Annotated in this window: 16 protein-coding genes; 9 read left to right on the forward strand and 7 right to left on the reverse strand. The window is 70.6% G+C overall.

Annotated features, from left to right (window positions below; genetic code table 11):
• The first annotated feature begins 125 nt into the window (after positions 1-125).
• Positions 126-581 (forward strand): metal-sulfur cluster assembly factor, encoded by a 456-nt coding sequence (locus tag IPN47_21610; GenBank protein ID MBK9410595.1) that lies wholly within the window; start codon positions 126-128, stop codon positions 579-581.
• A 3-nt stretch (positions 582-584) separates the two neighbouring features.
• On the opposite strand, the gene IPN47_21615 is transcribed toward IPN47_21610, so the two are convergent.
• Positions 585-2,321, reverse strand: a complete 1,737-nt coding sequence (locus tag IPN47_21615; protein ID MBK9410596.1) for a family 10 glycosylhydrolase — start codon at positions 2,319-2,321, stop codon at positions 585-587.
• Positions 2,314-3,609 (reverse strand): ribonuclease D, encoded by a 1,296-nt coding sequence (locus IPN47_21620; protein ID MBK9410597.1) that lies wholly within the window; start codon positions 3,607-3,609, stop codon positions 2,314-2,316. Before IPN47_21620 ends, IPN47_21615 begins: the two co-directional genes overlap by 8 nt.
• 330 nt (positions 3,610-3,939) lie before the next feature.
• Here IPN47_21620 and IPN47_21625 point away from each other — a divergent pair, with 330 nt between their 5' ends.
• Positions 3,940-4,734: an alpha/beta fold hydrolase gene (locus tag IPN47_21625; protein MBK9410598.1), complete on the forward strand. Its 795-nt coding sequence runs from the start codon at positions 3,940-3,942 to the stop codon at positions 4,732-4,734.
• A gap of 13 nt (positions 4,735-4,747) precedes the next feature.
• Here the strand turns inward: IPN47_21625 and IPN47_21630 are convergent, their stop codons facing one another.
• Together IPN47_21630 and IPN47_21635 are read right to left on the reverse strand one after the other, a co-directional pair.
• Positions 4,748-5,464, reverse strand: coding sequence for an HAD family hydrolase (locus IPN47_21630; GenBank protein ID MBK9410599.1), 717 nt, complete (start codon positions 5,462-5,464; stop codon positions 4,748-4,750).
• A gap of 81 nt (positions 5,465-5,545) precedes the next feature.
• The gene (locus IPN47_21635; GenBank protein MBK9410600.1) at positions 5,546-5,809 is read right to left on the reverse strand and encodes a ferredoxin family protein; all 264 of its coding nucleotides are present in this window, start codon (positions 5,807-5,809) and stop codon (positions 5,546-5,548) included.
• A 108-nt stretch (positions 5,810-5,917) separates the two neighbouring features.
• Here IPN47_21635 and IPN47_21640 point away from each other — a divergent pair, with 108 nt between their 5' ends.
• From IPN47_21640 to IPN47_21655, 4 genes are all read left to right on the forward strand, one after another.
• Complete coding sequence (locus IPN47_21640; protein ID MBK9410601.1) at positions 5,918-6,415, forward strand: (2Fe-2S)-binding protein; 498 nt, start codon at positions 5,918-5,920, stop codon at positions 6,413-6,415.
• On the forward strand, positions 6,412-8,820 hold the full coding sequence (locus IPN47_21645; GenBank protein MBK9410602.1) for a xanthine dehydrogenase family protein molybdopterin-binding subunit: 2,409 nt from the start codon (positions 6,412-6,414) through the stop codon (positions 8,818-8,820). The genes IPN47_21640 and IPN47_21645 overlap by 4 nt, the downstream gene beginning before the upstream one ends.
• A gap of 9 nt (positions 8,821-8,829) precedes the next feature.
• The gene (locus IPN47_21650; protein ID MBK9410603.1) at positions 8,830-10,035 is read left to right on the forward strand and encodes an alpha/beta hydrolase; all 1,206 of its coding nucleotides are present in this window, start codon (positions 8,830-8,832) and stop codon (positions 10,033-10,035) included.
• 229 nt (positions 10,036-10,264) lie between these two features.
• On the forward strand, positions 10,265-13,336 hold the full coding sequence (locus IPN47_21655; GenBank protein ID MBK9410604.1) for a hypothetical protein: 3,072 nt from the start codon (positions 10,265-10,267) through the stop codon (positions 13,334-13,336).
• A 110-nt stretch (positions 13,337-13,446) separates the two neighbouring features.
• Here the strand turns inward: IPN47_21655 and IPN47_21660 are convergent, their stop codons facing one another.
• Together IPN47_21660 and IPN47_21665 are read right to left on the reverse strand one after the other, a co-directional pair.
• Positions 13,447-13,752, reverse strand: coding sequence for a YhbY family RNA-binding protein (locus tag IPN47_21660; GenBank protein ID MBK9410605.1), 306 nt, complete (start codon positions 13,750-13,752; stop codon positions 13,447-13,449).
• Entirely contained in the window at positions 13,749-14,339 is a 591-nt protein-coding gene (locus IPN47_21665; GenBank protein MBK9410606.1) for a M23 family metallopeptidase, read from the reverse strand. The genes IPN47_21660 and IPN47_21665 overlap by 4 nt, the downstream gene beginning before the upstream one ends.
• A 227-nt stretch (positions 14,340-14,566) precedes the next feature.
• Between IPN47_21665 and IPN47_21670 the strand changes: the two genes are divergently transcribed.
• Positions 14,567-15,106 carry a hypothetical protein gene (locus IPN47_21670; protein MBK9410607.1) on the forward strand — a complete coding sequence of 180 codons (540 nt, stop codon included), beginning with the start codon at positions 14,567-14,569 and terminating at the stop codon, positions 15,104-15,106.
• Positions 15,107-15,120: 14 nt separating this feature from the next.
• Here the strand turns inward: IPN47_21670 and IPN47_21675 are convergent, their stop codons facing one another.
• Entirely contained in the window at positions 15,121-16,167 is a 1,047-nt protein-coding gene (locus IPN47_21675) for a hypothetical protein (GenBank protein MBK9410608.1), read from the reverse strand.
• Positions 16,168-16,218: 51 nt separating this feature from the next.
• On the opposite strand from IPN47_21675, the gene IPN47_21680 reads away from it, so the two are divergent.
• Entirely contained in the window at positions 16,219-17,184 is a 966-nt protein-coding gene (locus IPN47_21680; protein MBK9410609.1) for a xanthine dehydrogenase family protein subunit M, read from the forward strand.
• A gap of 4 nt (positions 17,185-17,188) precedes the next feature.
• Positions 17,189-17,686 (forward strand): hypothetical protein, encoded by a 498-nt coding sequence (locus IPN47_21685; protein MBK9410610.1) that lies wholly within the window; start codon positions 17,189-17,191, stop codon positions 17,684-17,686.
• The last annotated feature ends 15 nt before the right edge of the window (positions 17,687-17,701 follow it).

Raw genomic sequence — 17,701 nt, forward strand, 5'->3', positions numbered from 1 at the left:
GACCCTGAGCGAATCCAGGCCGCCCCCCTCCGGGCGGCTTCTTCTTTTTCGGGGATTCTTCCCGAACGGCTTGATCGGGATAGGCACGATCGCCGATCTTGCTGACGCTCTTTCGAGGATGACCGATGTTGGATTCCGGCGACGTGGACGTTGCTCCTACCACCCCAGCGCCCTCTGCTCCCCCGGCCGCCTTCGGCGGTGAGGGCGACGCCGTCGCGCCTGTCGCCAGCGTGTCTGGCGAGGGAGCGCCTGCCGAGGGAACGCCTAACGCCGCCGCGGATTCGGCGATCACCGCCGATCAGGTGAAGCTCGCGCTGCGCCGAGTGAAGGATCCCGAGCTCAACCTCAACATCCTCGACCTCGGGCTCATCTACGACATCGCCGTCGAAGGAAGCGATGTCTCGATCGACATGAGCCTGACCTCGCCGGGGTGCCCGTCGGGACCGGAGATCATGGGCGACGCCGAACGGCAGCTGAAGGCGATCGAGGGGATCGGCACCGTGGCGGTGAACCTCGTCTGGTCGCCCCCCTGGACCCCCGATCGCATCGAGCCGCGCGTCAGGGCGTATCTGGGGTTCTGAGCCCTAGCGCACGACGGCCGCCAGCGACTCCTGCCCCGCGTGATCCACCGCGGTGACGGCGATCATCGACGGCGGGGCATCGGTCATGTCGAGCGGGAGGCGGACGGTTCGCTGAGCGGCGGGGACGACGCGGGCGTACCACGCATCGCCATAGCGGGCGCGGATGACCCACCAGTGCGGCTCGCGCACGCTCAGGACGGTGGAGTACGCCGGTGACGACGCGGTGCGGTCGGACGGCGTGCGTGGCGGTGGGGTGCCGGCGGGGCGGCGCACGCCGGGGGGCGGGGCCTCGACCATCGGCGCGTCGCGGCGCGTGATGTCCAACTCGACCATGCGCGGCTGCGGGACGCGCACGACGACCGGGGCGTCGGGGATGCCGCTGGCCAGCCACGGCGACGGCGGGACGAGCGCCGGCTCGGCATAGAGGCCGCTGGCGAGTCGCGCGTTCATGGAATCGCGGTCGACCTTGAAGGCATCCATGCTGAAGTGGACGTTGCCGCTGCTGGGCGACAGCTGCGCGCGCGATTCGCGGATCTGGTCGAGCAGCTCGTCCACGGGCCAGGGCGCGCTGCGCCGGGCCGATGCACGCGATGTGTAGTTGCCGGGCCACAGGTTGCGCCCCAGGCGGTTCTCGGCGCGCCACCAGGCGAGCAGGTCGCGATACGATTGCAGCGGGGCGCCGAGCTTCCAGTAGAGTTGTGGCGTCCAGTAGTCGACCCACCCCTCGTTGAGCCACTTGCGCGAGTCGGCGTACAGCCGGTCGTAGGCATCGAAGCCGCGCACCGACTCCGGGTAGCCCGGGCGCCAGATGCCAAACGGGGAAATGCCGAACTTCACCCACGGCTTGGCGCGCTTGATGGCCGTGTACAGTTCCTGTACGAGCTGGTCGACGTTCTGGCGGCGCCAGTCGTCGCGGGAGAGCGTGCCCTCGCGCGCCTTGTAGGCACGCCACGAGCGCTCGTCGGGGAACGGGATCTCGCGCCCGCGCCGCGTGCGCTCGGGGTACGGGTAGAAGTAGTCGTCGATGTGGACGCCATCGACATCGTAGCGTCGCACCACGTCGACGACCACGTCGATCGTCTTGCGCCTGACGACGGCCTCCCCCGGATCCATCCAGGTGTAGGGGCCGTATCGGTGCACCACCGCCGGGTTCGTGCGCGACAGGTGCAACGGCGATTTCGTGCCCGTCGTGTCCCGCGGGTGACCGGCGCGATACGGGTTGAACCAGGCGTGCAGCTCCATCCCGCGCTTGTGCGCCTCCGCCACGGCAAAGGCGAGCGGGTCCCACATCGGCTGCGGCGCCCTGCCCTGCTGGCCGGTAAGGAAGTACGACCATGGTTCGAGGTGCGACTGGTACAGCGCGTCGCCCCCGGGGCGCACCTGGAAGATCACCGCATTGAGGCGCACCGCCGCGGCGAGGTCGAGGATGGCCAGCAGCTCCGTCTTCTGCGAATCGACGGGGAGCCCCGGACGCGACGGCCAGTCGATGTTGGTGACGGTGGCGACCCAGACGGCGCGGAACTCGCGCGGCAAGGGCGGCGCGATGGTATCGGCGGACGGGTCGCCGCCTAACGGGGCATACGGCAATCCCCGCGAGGGCGGGGCATCGTCCTGCGCCACGGCGGGTCGGGCCACGACGCTCGCCAGCACCCCCACCAGCACCAGCACGCCGGCGCGCAGCCGACGGTTCACGGACACGGTGGGGCGCACGGCCTGTCCCGCCCCCACCACCTCAGCCATCCCGATACGGCGAGCCCTCGTCGTCGCCGGTGACAGCTTCCGACCCGGCCGCCGCCTTGGGCTTCGCGGCAGGAGTCGACGCGCCAGATGCCGCGGCCGCGGTCACGGCACCGGCGGCACCGGACTCACCGTTCGGCACGTCGCGCAGCGACTTCACGAAGGCCGGCCCCAGCAGCTCGATCTGCCAGCCGCGCAACTCGGGGATCTCGCGCACCTCGTCGATGTGGCGCGGCTTGGCCCGTGCGACCGCCTCCAGGCGATCGCGCGCACAGAGCACACCGGGATCCAGGTCCAGGTCGGCCGCCGCCTCGTCCCGCACACGCTTGAGCCGTGCGACGCGCTCGTCGAAGTGCGGATCGCGCTCCCATCGCGGCGCCTTGGGAAAGCGCGGCAGATCCGCGTCGGGGACGGCGCGCCCGCGCGCCACCGCCTCGAGGATCTCGCCCCCGCGGTTCTCCAGGATCCCGCGTCCGATCCCCTTGATGCTCCGCAGGTCTTCCATGGTGCGCGGCGAGCGCCGGGACAGTTCCAGCAACACGTCGTTGGTCACCACGCGGAAGGTGCTGCGATCGAGCCCCTTGGCCACGCCATCGCGCCAGGCGACGAGTTCGCGCAGCAACGCCAGCTCTCGGCGCGAGAGGTCGCGTGCGCCCTTGAGTCGCAGGAACGACGATCCGTCTTCCTCCGCCTGCCACTGCGTCCCCTCGAGGCGGTTGAACTCCTCCTGCGCCCAGCTCCAGCGCCCCTTCTGCTCCAACGACGACCGCAGCCGTTCGCGCAGGCCGAGCAGGTGCATCGTGTCCTGCGCGGCGTAGTCGAGCATGTCGGCCGTGAGCGGGCGCATCGACCAGTCGGCCCGCTGGTGCTTCTTGTCCAGCTTCACGCCGAAGTAGCTGTCGAGCAGCGCGGCCAGGCCAAAGGCCTTGATCCCCAGTAACTGGGCCGCGACGCGCGTGTCGAAGATGTTCGTCACCCGCCAGCCATAGTCCTGGTGCAGCAGGCGCAGGTCGTAGTCGGCGTCGTGAAAGACCACCTCGACGTCGCGCGACTCGAGCAGCGCCCCCAGCCGCGACGGCGACGCCACCTTGAGCGGGTCGAGGATCGCGTGATGCGCGTCAGTCGACAGCTGCAACAAGTAGATGCGGTCGACGTACCGGTGGAAACTCGCCCCCTCCGTGTCGATCGCCAACACCCGCGCCGTCTCGATGGACGACAGGAAGTGGTCAGCGGCCTCGGGAGAGTCGAGAAAAAGTGGGCGCGTGGGCTCGGATTTCCGTGAAGCGGTCACTGGTCAGTTGCAGGAGCGGCGGCCGTCTCCGCTTGGCGGAGTCGGCGGAGGAGCGTCTGGCCGAGTAATCTAGCACCCGAGGCAGGGCTCGTGCCGCCGCCTGGCGGCGGCGCGCCCTCCGGCGATTCAGCGGCTCACCCCCCGTCGTGTCAGACGATCTCCCTCGACCGCATCGCGCGGGGGCGCCATGTTAGCCCGTCCGACGGCAACGTCGCGTCCAGGTCCCCACGGCGGGCCCACCCGCGACATACCGGCCCGCCGGGCACCGCTCGCCCCCCAGGTCCACCACCACTTCTCCGCCACGACTCGTGGCGGCAGGACACTCTCCCGATGATCGCCTACTGCGGTGGAATCGAGATCGGCTACGACGACATGGGGAGCGGCGATGCGGTGGTCTTCCTGCACGGCTTCCCGCATCACCGCGCCCTGTGGGCGTCGCAGGTCGCCGCCCTGGTCGACCGGGCCCGATGCATCGCCCCCGACCTGCGCGGCTTTGGCGAGAGCAGCGTGCACCCCCCCTACTCGGTCGACCAGTACGCGGACGACCTGGCCGCCCTGCTCGACTCGCTCCGGATCGAGCGTGCCGTCGTCTGTGGACTCTCCATGGGCGGCTATGTGGCGCTGGCCTTCTGGCGGCGGCACCGGGCCCGAGTTCGCGCCCTCATCCTCATGGATACGCGCGCCGGGAACGACTCCGCCGAGGGGCGCGAGCGTCGCGACCAGATGATCGCGTTGGCACGCCAACGTGGGAGCGAAGCGGTGGCCGACGCGATGATCACCGGGATGGTCGGGAAACGGACCCGTGAGAAGTGCCCGGAGGTCGTCGACGACGTGCATCGGATGCTCGAGAGCGCCCCGGTCGACGGGGTGGTGGGGGCGCTCGAGGCGCTCCGCGACCGTCCCGACTCGACCGCGACGCTGGAGACGATCGACGTCCCGACGCTCATCGTGGTGGGGGAGGACGACGTCCTGACCCCGCCCGGCGAGGCGATGCTCCTCCACGCCGGTATCCGTGGCAGCACCCTCGAAGTGATTGCCGGTGCCGGACACGTGGCCAACGTGGAGCGTCCAGCCGCGGTGAATCACGTCATCACGGAGTTCCTCGCCAAGGTCACGCTCTCCTGACGGACGAGCGGCGCTATCGCGTGAGGTAGTCGGCGAGCGCGGTGAGGCTCTCCGCGACGTGTTCGGCCCTGGTTGGGCCACCCTTTCGCACGGCGTCGAGGCGGATGGCGCGCATGCCCACACCCAGGGCGCCGGCGATATCCGTGCGTTCGATGTCGCCCACGTGCAGCGCCTCGTGCGGGGCGACGCCTAACGCGGTGAGCGCGGCATGGAAGGGCTCCGGGCGCGGCTTGGCGTGGCCGATGTCCATCGAGTAGATCGTCGCCGTGAACCGGTCGCGCACGCCATCCTGCGCCAGCAGGCGGTCCTGCGCCGTCCCGCTCACGAAACCGGTATCGGAGACGATGGCCAGGGCATACCGCTCACCCAGCCGTGCCAGCGCCTCGCGCGCACCGGGAAGCATCGGCGGGGGGAGCTCGGTGAGCGTCCGGTCGATCTCCTCGATCGCGACCGCCATATGCTCACAGTCCGGCGGTCGCGTGATCGACAGCTGACCCAGCAGCCAGTGGATGCGCTCGGCGGTGGTGTAACCCCGGTGCTCCTCTCGCCACCAGCGCTCGGCCTCGGCCGCCGATGCGCGGTACAGCGCCTCGAACTCGAGCGGGTCGGCGGTATGGCCGAGTCGCGCGAGCATGCGAAGCAGCACCTCCCGCCGGCGCTCGATACGCACCGGCTCGGAGGCGCCGCTGTAGATCGTGTCCCAATAGTCCAGGGTGATGGCGCGCAGCATGTCAGCCGTGGTTGGCGACGCTGGCTCGCTGGACGCGCGGGGGGCGGGGGCCGCGCTGGGCGCCCGCCCGGTCGTTCCGGATCAGCGCGTCGGCCGCCCCGGCGGATTGGCGCTCTTGAAGACGTCGCGGTTGATCTGGACGTACTGGCGCATGTTCGCCGGGACATCTTCCTCGGGGAAGATCGCCGTCACCGGGCACTCCGGCTCGCAGGCGCCGCAGTCGATGCACTCGTCCGGGTGGATGTAGAGCTGGTCCTCTCCCTCGTAGATGCAATCCACGGGGCAGACATCCACGCAGGCCTTGTCCTTGGTGCCAATGCAGGCTTCGGTGATGACGTACGGCATGATCGGAGTAGGTTGAGCCAGACGGTTGGGCGGACTGACAAGATATGCGGTCAGCCCGATGGGCAATAGGCGCTGGACAGCGCCGCGATCGACGGCCAGATAGATCCCATGCGATTGACGATCAACGATAGGACGCGGGACCTAGCGCCAGAGCCACACGAAACGCTGCTCACCACGCTGCGCGACCGCCTCTTCCTGACCGGGGCCAAGCAGGGGTGCGATCGCGGCGAGTGCGGCGCGTGCACGGTGCTGCTCAACGGCGAGCCGGTGTACGCCTGCCTCACGCTCACGCAGGCGTGCGATGGCGAGTCGGTCACGACAGTCGAAGGCTTGGCCAGGGGCGACGACCTGCACCCGCTGCAGGACGCCTTCATCGCGCAGGACGCGGTGCAGTGCGGCTTCTGCACGTCGGGGCAGCTGATGGCCGCGGCCGCCCTGCTCGCCCGCGACCCTGCCCCCGGCCAGGCGGCGATCGACGAGGCGATGAGCGGGAACCTGTGCCGCTGCGGTACGTATCCGGCGATCGTGCGGGCGATCGAAGGGGCCGCCGCCGTCCTGCGGGGCGAGTCCGCGCCGGGCGAGACGGGAACGGACGGGGTGGCATGAGCGAGCCTAACGATTCCGCCCCGCGGCGCCGCTTCGTCACCACCGTCATCGAGGTGGAGGGGCGACGCGAGACGAAGGTCGTGGAGCTGCCGTCGCTGGAGCCCGCGCCGTGGGGCGACGACGCCGAGCTCTCGATCGTCGGGGCGCGCGTCCCCCGCGTGGATGCGCGCGAGAAGGTCACGGGGCGCGCGAAGTTCACCACCGACCTCCAGCGTCCGGGGATGCTGCACGTCGCCTTCGTGCGTGCCACCATCGCCCACGGGACGGTGACGGCGATCGACGCCTCGGCAGCGTTGCAACTGCCGGGGGTGGTCGACGTCCTCACCGCCAGCACCCTCCCGCGCCCCATGCGGGCCGGCGGGCTGCCGCTCCTCGGCACGGCGGTGCTCTATCCCGACCAGCCGGTCGCCGCCGTCTGCGCCGAGTCACGAGAGGGGGCGCTCGCCGCGGCGAGGGCGGTGCGCGTGTCGTACGACGCCAAGCCATTCGCGGTGACCTTCGAGGGGGCCATGGCCCCCGACGCGCCCACGGTGCGCGGGACGACGAACGTGATGCGCGGCTCGCCGGCGATCGTCGAGCGCGGCGACGTACCGCTGGCCCTCACGCAGGCCGACGTGGTGGTGACGCGCGAGTACCGCACGGCAAGCCAACTCCACTCGCCACTCGAGCCGCACGCCTCGGTGGCCGAGTGGGAGGGCGATCGCCTGACGTTGTGGGAGTCGACGCAGGGGGTCTTCCGGGTCCGCGACGAGGTGGCGCTTGGGCTGGGGCTCCCCAAGTCGCATGTGCGGGTGATCAAGGAGCACATGGGGGGCGGCTTCGGGGCCAAGAACAACTCGGGGACGACCAGCTTCGTCGCCGCCCTCTTTGCCCGGCGCACCGGGCGGCCGGTGCGCTGCGTGCTGGAGCGCCGCGAGGAGCAATCGGACGGCGGGCACCGTGCGCCATCACGGCTGGTGGTGACGTTAGGCGCGCGGCGCGACGGGCGGCTGATGGCGATCGACGCGGTCACGGAGATCGCGTTGGGGGCGACCGGGTGGGAGGGGAGTCCGGCGGCGATCTTCCGCGAGATGTACTCGTGCCCCAACGTGCGCACGCACGAGACGTTCGTGTGGGCCAACACGCAGCCGATGATGGCCTTCCGGGCCCCCGGGCACGTCGAAGGGGCCTTCGGGCTGGAACGGACGATGGACGTGCTGGCCGGGGAGCTGGGGATGGACCCGCTCGCGTTGCGGCTGGCGAACTTCGCGGCGCGCGACGAGGCGTCGCAGCGCGACTACTCGGCCAACGGGTTGCGGCGCTGTTATGAGGAAGGGGCGGCGCGGTTCGGGTGGGCGGGGGGAAATGATGCGGTGCGAAAGGAAACGGTACCGGTGAGCGGGGCGGCAGGTGGTAGCGTGGTGATGGGGGGGGCCCCCCACGCCGAGCACCCGCCGCACGTGCCGGCCACCACGCTCCGCCCCCACCTGCGCCGCGGCGTCGGCATGGCCGCCTGCGTCTGGGGCGCCGGCGGCGGTCCCCCTGCCTACGCCACCGTCCGCCTCAACTCCGACGCCTCCATCGACGTCCTCAGCGGCACACAGGACCTCGGCACGGGCTCGCGCACGATCCTCGCCCAGATCGCCGCCGAAGCGTTAGGTGCCCGACTCGCCGACGTGCGCGTCATCCTGGGCGATACCGAGCGCACCCCCTACGCCAGCAACTCCTGGGGCTCGATGACCACCGCCTCGGTCGGTCCGGCGGTGCGCGTGGCGGCCGAAGAGGCGCGCCACAAGCTCCTCGAGGCCGCCGGCGAACTCCTCGAGTGCCATCCCGGCGACCTCGTCGCCCGAGACTCGATCGTCGCCACCCGCGACGGCGCCCGCCGCATGGGCTTCGGCGACGTCACGAAGAAGCTCGGGAACGTGATGATCATGGGACAGGGGAGCCGCGGGCCGAATCCGGCCGGCGTGGGGCTCATGTCGTTCGGTGCGCAATTCGCCGAGGTCGAGGTCGACATCGAGACCGGCGTGGTGCGCGTCCTGCGCATCGTCGCCGCCCACGACGCGGGGCGCATCATCAACCCGCTGCTCGCCGAGAGCCAGCTCAACGGCGGGATCCTGCAGGGGCTGGGGTTCGCGCTCTTCGAGGAGCGACACCTCGATCCCAACAGCGGGCGACCGCTGAACCCGTCACTACACGACTACAAGATCCCGACCATGGCCGACCTCCCGGCGATCGACGCGTTCTGCGTCGCCGGGAGCGATACCATCGCCAATCACGTGGGGGCGCGCGGCCTGGCCGAACCCCCCATCATCCCGACCGCGCCGGCGATCGCCAACGCCGTCGCCAACGCGTTAGGCGTGGAGGTCCGCGAGTTGCCGATGACCCCGTGGCGGATCCTGGGGGCGCTGCGTGAAGCCTAACGTGGCGCGTTGCAACACGGTGCGTTGCACCACGGCGCGTCGCGCCACGATGCGGCATCGCCGGTGATCGCGGCGCGCACGCTCCGGCGACACGGGTGGCTGGCACCGCTGGCGGCCGTCATCCTGGCGACGGGGTGCGCGCGCGCCCCCTCCCCCGACGTCGCCCCCCGCACGATGGTGGCCGACACGGTGTGGTACGTCTCGGCGCGCGCGCGCGTGGACGGCATCGACTCGCAACTCCTGGCCGATTCGCTGGAGTACGGGTTCGCCATCCTGACGCGGGAGCGCGTGGCCGATCCGTACACCGACGCGGTGGACGTCACGATCGCCGATTCCGTTCGACTCTCCGAGGCTGACTTCGTCGCGCGCCTGCGCGCGCGAACGGACGCCGGCGTGGCCCCGGACGATTTCGCCGTGCTCTACGTCCATGGGTACGCCACCTCGCTCCACGAGGCGTGGACGTACGCGGCGGTCGCGCGCGTTCGCACGGGGGCCGACGCGCCGTGGATCGCCTTCGCCTGGCCGTCGAACGGGTCGGGGATCGCCTCGCCGCGCATCGGGGCGCTGTTCGCCCGCGCCTACCACGATGACTCGGCGGCGGCCGCCTCCAGTCGCCCCGCCTTCGTCCGCGCGCTGCGCAGCGTGATCGCGGGCACCGTGGCCTCGCGCCTCGTACTCGCACCACATTCGTTAGGCGCTCAGGTGGTCGGCGAGTCACTGGCCGACGACCTGCCGCTGCGCATCACCCTCGGTGCCACCCCCCTGCGGGCCGTGGCCTTCATCGCCCCCGACGTCGAGTCGCGACGCTTCGCCGAGTACATCGTCCCCGCCGTCTCGCCGCTCACGCGGCGCGTGCTGCTGTACGCGTCGTCCGGCGATCGCGTGCTCGCCCTCTCGCGTGGGATCAACAAGTCACAACGGGCCGGGCTGCACGACGGAACGCCGCTCACGCACGATGGACTCGAGACCGTCGACGTCTCAGATGGCGTGGGTGCCGGGGGATGGCTGCAGCGGGTGTTTGGCACGCACCACGCCATCCGCCGCGCGTCAGGGACGCTGTTTGACCTGGCCCGGGTGGTCGGGGCCGAGCGCGTCCCGGACTGCCGCCTCACGCTCGGGACGGCGACGCTCGGCGGCGACCGGATCTGGCGGCTGGGACCGGCCATTCCGCGCGGGGCAGCCCCCGAACAGCGCTGCGCCGCGACACATCCCTAGCGCGCGAACGTCGACCAGCGGCCAGTTCCCCTCCCCGGCGCGGCCGGCGCACGACCGGCCGCCGGCACGTTCGGCTTAGGGTACACGATCGCGGGCCTCCCGGGCGTCCGGAATCGGCTGACAGATCGGGGCTCCCCCGCCCATTGCCCCTGCGCTTGCCCCGTGCGTCCGTGAAGACAGGTGCCGGCCCGCCGCGCACGACGGGTCGGGGGGGGGAGACGCCGGAGGAATGGTGCACCGTACACTGTCGATCGTGCTGTCCGGATTGCTGGCGTGTGGGAGCGCGCTCCCGCTTCCGGCACAGCGACGGGTGCCCGCGGACGGGGGGGCGACAGCGTCGCTCGGCCAGCCGGTCCACTGGCAGTGGACGCTGGGAGCCGCCACCGGGGTTCGCACCCAACCCGGGGACGAAGCGGCGGTCACGGAGGGGCGTGTCGGGGTCTATCGCGAACTCCTGAATCGCTCCCTCGGACTCGGCGGGCTGCAGGTCGAGGGTTACAGCGGGTCGCGCGACACGCGCCCTCGCAACGGGGTGCGCGTCGCCTTCTTCTCCCCGTTCCTGCGGCTCGGTGTCGGGGCCGACTACGACTTCGGCGACCGCCAGCTGCACCATCTATACACGCTCGTCCATCCGGTGCGGCGCGGCGGGATCTTCCACGACGGGAGCATGCTGCGGCTCGACTTCGAGCCTGGCAGCGGCCGGGCCTTCATGGTCGGCATCGAGAAGCCGGTCTTTCGCCGGATCCCCCTGGGGACGACGCGCCCCAAGGCCGATGTGGTCGCCATGCGCGACCGGCGCCCACCGGCGGTGACCCTCCCCGCCGACTCGCAGGCGATTCGCGCCGCGCTGGCCACGGCGCGCGAGGCCGCGCTCTCCGTGCAGCGCCTGTGCGTGCCGTGGCTTGACCACCGGGCGGTCACGCGGAGCGACGCGATGGTGGTCGCGCGCCTGAACACCATCAAGCGTTCGATGGCCGGCTCCGGCGACGCAGGGAGCGGGATCCCGATCGAGCGGGAGACGCGACGGCTGCACGCGTCGGTCGAACAGGCCTTCTCGCTGGCGATCGATACCAGCGGCGGCGCGCGCGCGGTGGCGACCGAGGCGGGACGTCGCGTCGCACAGCGTGCACGGGAGATCCTCCTCGACGAAGTGCTCATCCCGTACGACCGGCTGCTCGGCCAGGAGAAGGAGGAGGACACGACCCGCGAGTTCGCCGTGCTGGCGCGCGGGATCTTCGCGCGATGGGTGGTGGTGGAGTCCGGGCTGTCGCCAGCGGCAGGCGAGGCGGCGCAGGCGGTCTTCTCGGAGGTGCTGTCGATCGTGGAGGCGGCGCGCGCCGCCGCACGCCGCGACTGGGGCGCGTCGCGCTACGTCTGGCTCCCGTTGCAACTGGCGATTCGCCCCGAGGAGCACGACACGCAGGACGAACTCGACGCCCTCGTCGCGCGCGCGACCCGCGAGCCGTTCACCGATGGCAACGCGGTGTCGTACGTCATCAACGAGCAGTTCCAGTACCAGCTGAGCCGCACCATCCGCGCCGCGCGCGACTACCACGTGCTGTGGGTGCACGACGTGCGAGGCGTCGACGACCGGGGTGACCCCGACGAGATGACCTACCGCCACGTCCTGCGCTCGTACCTGGCGGCCATGATCGCCCGGGTTCGCGCCTACGACAGCACGGGGCGCTTCCCGGTGTACATGATCATCCTCGACGAGTGGTTCTACGAGGTGAACAAGACGCGCCTCTGGTTCGACCTGCTCGAGGACCCGACGCGCCGCCGCGTGCACCTGCCGGCGCGGTTCTCGGCGTGGGAGGATTCGTTAGGTGCCGCCCAGGACTCGCTGCGCGCCGCCATTGCCCGCTCGTCGCTGCTCACGGCGCAACGACGGCAATACGGGGAGGGGTGGCTCCGCAACCTCGTGAAGGTGCACGTCAGCATCACCAACGCCTCGGACCCGTCGTTCTGGAGCTGGCGCGTGGCACAGTGGTTTCCCTTCCCCGACAACTGGATGCGGGACCACCGCAAGCTGGTCTTCTACGACATCAGCGAGGACGACCTGTACCGCGGCGAGGCGCTCTTCACCGGCTCGGGGGTCGGCGAGCACTATGCGAGCACCGCCTGGGAGGATCGTTCCCTCCTGGTGCGCGGCCCCGTCACCGTAGCCCTCAAGTCGGCGGCGCGCGCACTGATGCTCAAACAGGGCATCCCCGCCGAGCGCATCCCTCCGGCGCTGGCCCCGCGACCGCGCGCACTCGATTACGACGCCCAGGTGGCGCGCGCCGCCGCCGACAACCCCCGCCCGCTGCGCGCGGTGATGTTGCAGAACAACACCGGCTTCGACGAGAAGTCGATCAACATCGCCAAGGCCGTGCTCTACACGCTGATGCCGGCCGGCTCCGTCATCAAGGTCCCGGACTCGTTATGGAACTCGACCTTCTGGGGGTCGGCGCTCCTCGGCTGTTCGCTGCGCGGCGTGCGCGTCCTGGTCATCGCCCCGGCGCTCGCCAATGCCCCCGCGCGCGCCTTCGGGTCGATGATCCGCAATCGTGAGATGCTCTGGCGACTGGCCAGCGCCTCGCAGGTCCTCGCCCCCGAGATCGCCGCGAGCGGAGGACTCCTCAAGGTGGGCGTCTACGCCTCGGAGTTCAGCGTCACCGACATTCCCGGCAAGGTGCGCTCCGTCAGGCGCACGCTGCAGCAGCACGCGTGGCTGCGCGAGCTGTTCGACTATCCGGCGAGCGTGTACCCGGGACTCGACTCGCTCGCCGCTGCACTCGACTCGCTCCCGTCGCTGCCGGATACCGTGCCCGACTTCGAGGCGCACGGCGCACCCCGGCTCCACCTCAAGGCCAACTTCTTCGCCTCGCGCGAGGCGTGGAGTGCGCTTGGCCTCTATGAGTGGGTGCCGATGACGCGCGACTTCGTGCAGCGTCGCATGTCGCAGGTCGAGCGTCGGTCCACCGCCGTCTCGTCGTTCCAGGAGTATCCCGACGCCCTCATCGATGTCGGGGGAGACGTGATGCAGCGCTGGTACGACTCCCGCACCCCCGAGCAACGCGCGCGCGTCGTCTTCTACACGATGCTCGGCTCGCACAACCAGAACGACCGCAGCTTCGTGAGTGACGGCGAGGATGCGATCATCCTGTCGCACTGGCCCGCGGTGATTCCGTACCTCGACCTCATCTCGATCATCGGGCAGAGCCGCTGGATCGACGATCCAAAAGAACTCGACGCCTTCCTCCCGCAGCATTCCGACGTCGTCGTGCGGCTGGCGCACTGGTTCAAGGTCATTTTCTAGCCCGAGTCGCCCGCGTGCGATCCACCTCAGGCGGTTCGTCTGTGTCGGCTCGCACCGCGCGAGAGGTACAACGTCGGCCGCGCCCGACAGCGCCACAGAACGGCGGGCCGCTACGCCTTCCAGGGCGGCAGCTTGCGCGGCTTTTCCCACAACTCCGGGTTGTGCCGGTACAGCGTCACCTTGCGCCCGATGGCCTGGATGACGTCGGCGCCTAACGCTTCGGCCATCTGGTTGGCGAGTTCGCGGGGCGACTCCTCGAGGGTGCGCGCCACGGCCACCTTCACCAGCTCGTGCGTCCGCAGGGCGTCATCGAGCGCGCCGAATGCGGTGTCGGTGAGCCCCTGATGCCCGATGTGGACCATCGGGTCGAGGTGATGCGCTTCGGCGCGCAACTCCGCGCGTTCCTTTCCCTTCATGATGGTGTGCGGACCCGGCCCGCCCTGGCGAGGAATGGTCGCGGATTGAGCGGGTCGCCATCCCACCAGCGACCGTTCCCGCGATACAACAACAGCTGGAAGTGGAGATGCGGCGCGTTGGGCGGCGCATTTCCGGTGGTACCAACGTAGCCGATCACGTCCCCGGGTTGCAGCGCCTGTCCCTCGGCCAGCCCGTCGGCGTAGCGATCGAGGTGCGCGTAGTAGTACACGAAGCGCTCCTGCGCATCGAGGGCGTACACGGTGCGTCCCCCGAGGTTGTTGGAGCGGACCTTGAAGACCTTGCCGGCATCGGCGCTGAGCACTGGTGTGCCGCGCGGCGCCATGATGTCGAGCGCCGAGTGGATGCGAGTCCCGCGCCGGGCGGTGAAGGTGTCGGGGACGCGCTCGGGGGCGACGCCGGCCACCGGCACCATCAGCCGTTTGGCTCGCAGGAGCGTCGCGACGTCGCTCGCCGCGACCCCGGCACTGGCGGGGTCCGCCGGAATCGGCAGTTCCATCGGGTCGGGGGCGGGATCGGCCGGCCCCGGCAGCGGGGTGAGCCCGGGGGAGCACGCGGCGATCACCACGACGATCGGCGCTGCTAGGATCGCGCGCGACCAGCGTCGTACAGGGTGCAATTGTCTCATCGGTTGGCCACCTGCACGTCCCGTCCGCGGGACAGGCGTCGATGCGTCACGGGAGCGCTCACTGGGAGAAGAGGGGAATCGCCCTGCGGCACGATTCATACATGCTCTCGCAGATGCAAGTGCAGACTAACTCCCCCCAACCGATGATGCCGCACGTGGAGGCGACCATGCCCACCCTGTCGTTGATGCACGCAAAGTCCGATTCGCTCCTGCCGTCTCGTCCCCGCCGTCTCGCGCGGGCCATCGTCAGGGGGCTCCCCCTGCTCGCCGTGGCCCTCGCCGCCTCCGCCTGCACGGTCATCACGGGCCCCGATGGGCGATGGCGTGACGAGCAGCGCGACCTCTCGTGGGCCCGACGCACCTGGTCGTCGCAGTTCATCTCCGACTACGAGTATGTCGTGCGTCGCAACTGCTACTGCGTGATGGGCGGGGTCGCCGTTCGTGTCGTGGTGCAGGGCGATCGCGTGGTGTCGCGCGAGATCGAGGGCTCGGGCGTGAGCGTCCCCGTCTCCATGGCGTACCTGTATCCGACGATCGATGGGCTGTTCTCCGTCGTGCAGGAAGCGATCGATTCCCGCGCCGACGACATCGACACCAGCTACGACAGCCGCTACGGCTTCCCCACCGACATCTGGATCGACTACGATCGCGGCGTCGCCGATGAAGAGGAAGGATACGCGCTGATCCGTTTCCGGTCGTTGCGTTAGGCAGCCGGCACCAGCTAGCGCTCCCAGGCGAATCCCTGGGCGAGGCGCTCGAACCGCGCGGTGGTGGGGTTGAACGAGAGGATCGCCGTCCCGCCACCACGCGGCGTCCAGGCGCGGGTGGCGAGGTCGTCGACCCCGTCGCCGTCGGCGTCCAGCGCGTGCAGCGCCTCGTGCGCGCGAAAGCGCAGGTCGCGCACCGTCGCCTTCTTCACGCTCCCGTCGCCCACGAGGAGGACGCGCTCGCGTACCCACTCGTAGTCGCCCGCGTAGAGCGTGACGATCACGACACCGCGTGCCTCGCCAAAGCACCCCGCAGCCACGCTGCGGCGCGCCTTGAGCGACGCCTTGAGCCGTGCATACAACGGTTGGTCTTCCGACGCGCGCAGCGAATCCTCGGTCGCCCTGGCCAGTCGCGTGAGACGCGAGACGAAGGCCGAGTCCACGGCACGATCGCAGGCAGCACCCGCCGGCGTCGAGTCGTTGCGCACGCGTTGCGCCGAGGCGACGAGCGGGTCCGTGTCGCGCGCCAGTGAATCGACCAGCGGCGAGGTGGCGAGCGTGGCGACGATGCGGCCGTTGTACGCCTCGAAACCGGCGATGGTCGCGTCGTCGCTCCCCCACGGCCCCCGGAGGCGGAGGCGGCTGCCGATGGCAAAGGGGGAACGCGCTGCCGCCGCCGCGCGAAAGGCGACGAGGCGCGCCGTGTCCTTCTTGAGGTCGATATCCACGCGCCCGAGGTCGACGACCAGGCGTTTCGTTCGCGCGGCCGCCGTGAACCAGTCTTGCACGAGCGGTGCAAAGACGAGACGTTGTGCGACGGTGTCGGCGAGTGGGGAGAGCGGCGGTGCCGCGCTGGGCATCGCTCCGTTCCCCGCCTGGGGCCGGGGCGTCGTCGAGGCCATCGTATCCGGGGCCGTGGCATCCGCCACCGTGGCCGAATCGCCGGTCGCTGCCGGTGCACCGCCGGTCTGGGTGCAGGCCACGAACAGGACGAGGCAGGCGCCTAACGTGATCGGCGCAAGTCGCGACGCCTGGCGGCGCAAGAGCTCCAACTGAGGCATGTCGTCGGGAACTTAGCGCCCCTCGCCCGTGCCTGAAACTCCATCCCGTGCATGTCGCCCTTCCAGTACGCTCGACCCACGTCGCTCGACGATGCCGTCGCCAAGCTGCAGGCCCCCGGCGCCCTCCCCCTGGGCGGGGGGACCGACCTCCTGCCGCAGGTCCGCGACGCCCTGGCCAACCCCGAGGTGCTGGTCGACCTGCGTCGCATCCCCTTCTCCGCCGACATCACGTGGCTGGAGGACGGCGGTGTGCGCATCGGCGCCTCCGCGCGACTGGCGCACCTCGCACGGCACGCCGAGTTGCGCGAGGCCTTTCCCCTCCTGACAGAGGGCTGCGCGGCGGTGGGATCGGCGGCGTTGCGCACGATGGGGACGCTCGGCGGCAACCTCTGCCAGCGACCGCGATGCTGGTACTTCCGGCATGGCTTCTCCTGCCACAAGAACGGCGGGGACACGTGCCGCGCCGAGGTGGGGGAGAACCAGTATCACGCGATCCTGGGCGGTGGGCCGTGCTTCGCCGTGCATCCGTCGGACCCCGCGGTCGCGCTGACGGCGCTCGAGGCGATCGTGCACGTGGCAGGAGCAACGGGGGAGCGCGAGGTCGCCGTGGCCGACTTCTATCGAGAGGCCGCCCGTCCCGGCGGGCGCGAGACGCAGCTTGCGCCTGGCGACATCGTCACCGCGGTGACCATCCCGGGGCTCTCGCGCGGCGGGCGACAGCGCTACGAAAAGGTGATGCAGCGCGGCGCCTTCGACTTCGCGCTCGTCTCGGTCGCGGCGATCAAGCGACGGGACGGCGAGGTGCGCCTCGTGCTGGGTGGAGTGGCCCCGCACCCGTGGCGCGTCACCGATTCCATCGAGGAGGACGTCGCGTCGGGCGGGTTGAGCGGCGACGACATCGAGACGCTTGGCCTGCGCGCGCTGTACGACGCGCGTCCGCTGGCACACAACGGCTACAAAGTCGACATCGCGAGCGCCATCCTCTCGCGCGGGATCGCCTTTCTCGAAGGGCGTTAGGCCGGTGACCGTTCCGCCGTTCGGGTGCCTCATCGTCGCCACCGGGCTCGAGCGCGATCCCGCGCGTGCCCAACTCGCCGACGAGCACCTCGACGTCCTCATCGCCACCGCCGTGCTCCTCGGAGCTTCGCCGGTGGTGGTGGCCCACGACGGGTCGCCTCGCGTCGCAGCCCCGGCCCGCTCGTTCAAGCTCCCGCGCACGGAGCGCGACGACCTGTCGGCGATGCGATTGGGACTGATGCAGTTCACCAACGCCCCCGTCAGTGCCGCGCTGGTCATTCCCATCGAGTCGCATGCACTCAGCGGGCAGTTCCTCCGCGGGATGATCACCGAAGCGACGCGCCGCTCGCTTCCGCTGGCCGCGGCCGCGGTGAACGGCGCGTTGGGCTTCCCGCTCTACGCCTCCCGCGATCTCTGGCGCGAGCTGATGACCACGGAGGGCGGCCTTCCCGCCGTCCTGCGTGACTTGGGCCCCAGAGTCCTGGCCGTCGAAGCCGAATAGCCGCTCTCCGTCGTC

Source organism: Gemmatimonadota bacterium, assembly GCA_016719105.1.
In the GTDB taxonomy this organism is placed as follows: domain Bacteria; phylum Gemmatimonadota; class Gemmatimonadetes; order Gemmatimonadales; family Gemmatimonadaceae; genus SCN-70-22.

Excerpts from the sequence above, each read along its gene's own strand:
- IPN47_21610 (MBK9410595.1), top strand. The coding sequence starts at position 126 with ATGTTGGATTCCGGCGACGTGGACGTTGCTCCTACCACCCCAGCGCCC.
- IPN47_21615 (MBK9410596.1), bottom strand. The coding sequence starts at position 2,321 with ATGGCTGAGGTGGTGGGGGCGGGACAGGCCGTGCGCCCCACCGTGTCC.
- IPN47_21625 (MBK9410598.1), top strand. The coding sequence starts at position 3,940 with ATGATCGCCTACTGCGGTGGAATCGAGATCGGCTACGACGACATGGGG.
- IPN47_21630 (MBK9410599.1), bottom strand. The coding sequence starts at position 5,464 with ATGCTGCGCGCCATCACCCTGGACTATTGGGACACGATCTACAGCGGC.
- IPN47_21635 (MBK9410600.1), bottom strand. The coding sequence starts at position 5,809 with ATGCCGTACGTCATCACCGAAGCCTGCATTGGCACCAAGGACAAGGCC.
- IPN47_21640 (MBK9410601.1), top strand. The coding sequence starts at position 5,918 with ATGCGATTGACGATCAACGATAGGACGCGGGACCTAGCGCCAGAGCCA.
- IPN47_21645 (MBK9410602.1), top strand. The coding sequence starts at position 6,412 with ATGAGCGAGCCTAACGATTCCGCCCCGCGGCGCCGCTTCGTCACCACC.
- IPN47_21655 (MBK9410604.1), top strand. The coding sequence starts at position 10,265 with ATGGTGCACCGTACACTGTCGATCGTGCTGTCCGGATTGCTGGCGTGT.
- IPN47_21660 (MBK9410605.1), bottom strand. The coding sequence starts at position 13,752 with ATGAAGGGAAAGGAACGCGCGGAGTTGCGCGCCGAAGCGCATCACCTC.
- IPN47_21670 (MBK9410607.1), top strand. The coding sequence starts at position 14,567 with ATGCCCACCCTGTCGTTGATGCACGCAAAGTCCGATTCGCTCCTGCCG.
- IPN47_21675 (MBK9410608.1), bottom strand. The coding sequence starts at position 16,167 with ATGCCTCAGTTGGAGCTCTTGCGCCGCCAGGCGTCGCGACTTGCGCCG.
- IPN47_21680 (MBK9410609.1), top strand. The coding sequence starts at position 16,219 with ATGTCGCCCTTCCAGTACGCTCGACCCACGTCGCTCGACGATGCCGTC.